The following is a 2,557-nucleotide window of genomic DNA, read 5'->3' as shown; positions in this document are numbered from 1 at the left end:
TATGGCGACCTGCAATGGAAAACCATAGCCGCTGGTATTAAAAATCCGTGGTATGTAATTATACATGATGATAAGCAAACAGCTTGTTTCGGCGTAAAAACTGGCGCTAACAGTATTTGCTGGTGGGGCGTTAATGCCGACAATATTGAGCTTACTTTAGATACAACTTCGGGCGGGGTAGGCGTATTGCTGGGCGAAAGACAACTACACGCTGCGGATATCATAACCACTAACGCTAAACCCAATGAAGATACTTTTGCAGCTACCCATCGCCTTTGTAAAATGATGTGCGAAAAGCCGCGCATTCCGAAGCAACCGGTATATGGTATTAACGACTGGTATTTTGCATATGGCAACAACTCGGCCGAATTGATCAAAAAGACAACCGCCATGATGGCCGACCTGGTTACCGATCACAGCAATAAGCCTTTCTCGGTTATTGATGCCGGTTGGGCTACCTATTCGCCATTATTACCGGGCGATGGGGGCTGGAACGATGATTTTTCAAAGCCAAACGATAAGTTCAAAGATATGCATGCCCTTGGCGATGAGATCAAAAAAATGGGTATGCGCCCCGGCCTGTGGATGCGACCGCTTTGTGCCAAACATGATGAAAAGGCCAGTTTGCTTGCACCAAAGATCCCTGGGAGGAACGATCCTAAAAGCCCAACACTCGACCCAACAATCCCTGAAAACATAGCGCGGATCAAACATAATTTTGATGTATACAAGCAATGGGGATACGAAATGGTGAAGCACGATTTTTCAACCTATGATATTGCCGGTCGCTGGGGTTTTGATATGAAGGATAGCTTTACTTCGCCTGGCTGGCATTTTAACGACAGGACGAAAACCAATGCCGAGATCATCCTGCAACTCTACCGTTCCATCCGCGAGGCCGCAGGTGATGGGATCTATGTGATCGGTTGTAATACTATGAGCCACCTTTCGGCCGGAATATTTGAGATGTGCCGTATAGGCGATGATACCAGCGGTCATGAATGGGCGCGTACCCGCAAAATGGGTGTTAATACCCTGGCTTTCCGCCTACCACAGCATAACGCCTTTTATGCAGTAGATGGTGATTGTGTAGGCCTTACCACAGATATTGAGTGGAAAAGGAATAAGCAGTGGCTGCAATTATTAGCCGAAAGCGGCGCACCGCTGTTCATCTCTGGTCAGCCCGAAGCCATGGGCGAAGAGCAAAAGAAAGCCGTAAAAACAGCATTTGCGCAGGCCGCCAAAGTACAGCCGCTTGGCCAGCCATTGGATTGGATGGAAACATTAACGCCTGCCAAATGGAAACTGAACGGCAGGGTGGTTGATTTTGATTGGGCGTAGGGAGGCTATTTTTAAGATAGTATAAAGTTCTTTGTCATCCTGAGCGATAGCGAAGGAGCTTCTTCGATATGCAGAACTGCTATGCAGGGTGGAGAAGATGCTTCGTTTCTACCGATGACATAATAAAAATGGGTGTCATGCTGAGCCTGTCGAAGCATGGTGGGCAGGGCCTCTGTGCACGACCCTTCGACGGGCTCAGGGTGACAGTCCCTCTTCACTTAATAGATCCCAGACTTACGAAGGTTTTAAAACTTCGTAAGTCTTTCCCCGTTTTGTTATTCACTCTTCAAAGCGCGCCGAATTTTCAAACCCACGGCAACTTTTTTTAACTTGTCGTGGATAGGAGCGAAGAAATTCCCTTGTGCATTCGTAACACAAAATAATTTGCAATTAACTGTTAGGCGATTAAAAAAATATAACGATTATTGGCGCGTGATAAAAGTGTGGCCTGACATGTTTTTACTGACATTGTTTTGTCAGTGTTCAACTTTTAAAAACACGTGTTCAATTAAATATATCGGTAAATATTAAACCGCTGTTTATCAGTTTGTTGTTTATTTTGTTGTAATTAACTGAACACTTAAGTTGCTGACTGTCAATGCTGAGTTTTTTTGAGCTGTTCACACTTTTAAAATTGAACACCCCTGTTTTTGAATATTAAACCTACGATATAAAAATGAGTGATACCAATACAAGCAATACTTTCAGCATGATCAATACTATGCGCTGGTATGGTCCTAATGATCCTGTGAGTTTAGCCGATATCAGGCAGGCCGGCTGTACAGGCGTAGTAAGTGCCCTGCACCAGGTACCTAACGGCCAGGTATGGACAGTTGAGGCTATTAACGAACGCAAGGCCATTATCGAAGCAGCCGGCCTTACCTGGGATGTAGTTGAAAGCGTACCCGTACATGAAGCCATCAAAACGCAAACCGGCGATTATCTGCAATACATCGAAAACTATAAACAAAGTCTTCAAAACCTGGCGCAAAGCGGCATCCATATCGTTACCTATAACTTTATGCCCGTACTGGATTGGACCCGTACCGATCTGGGCTTTACTGTTGAGGATGGTTCAAAAGCCCTCCGCTTTGAAAAAGCCGCCTTCATAGCTTTTGATGTATTTATGCTGCAAAGGGAAGGGGCAGAGCAGGAATACACTGCCGATGAGCTTGCCCGCGCAAGGGCCCGTTTTGAGGGTATGAGCGATGATGAC

Annotated in this window: 2 protein-coding genes; both read left to right on the top strand. The window is 45.6% G+C overall.

Going from position 1 to position 2,557, the window contains the following annotated elements; genetic code table 11:
• Nucleotides 1-1,341, top strand: a 1,341-nt coding sequence (locus VF500_RS01425; protein WP_330857963.1) for a hypothetical protein, incomplete at its 5' end; no start/stop codon positions are given.
• Nucleotides 1,342-2,017: 676 nt separating this feature from the next.
• Nucleotides 2,018-2,557: mannonate dehydratase (gene uxuA / locus VF500_RS01420; RefSeq protein WP_330857962.1), on the top strand; the 540-nt coding region annotated here is incomplete at its 3' end.

Origin of the sequence: Mucilaginibacter sp., assembly GCF_036383575.1 — a bacterium.
Classification (GTDB): domain Bacteria; phylum Bacteroidota; class Bacteroidia; order Sphingobacteriales; family Sphingobacteriaceae; genus Mucilaginibacter.
This window is presented reverse-complemented; position numbering and strand designations above follow the sequence as displayed.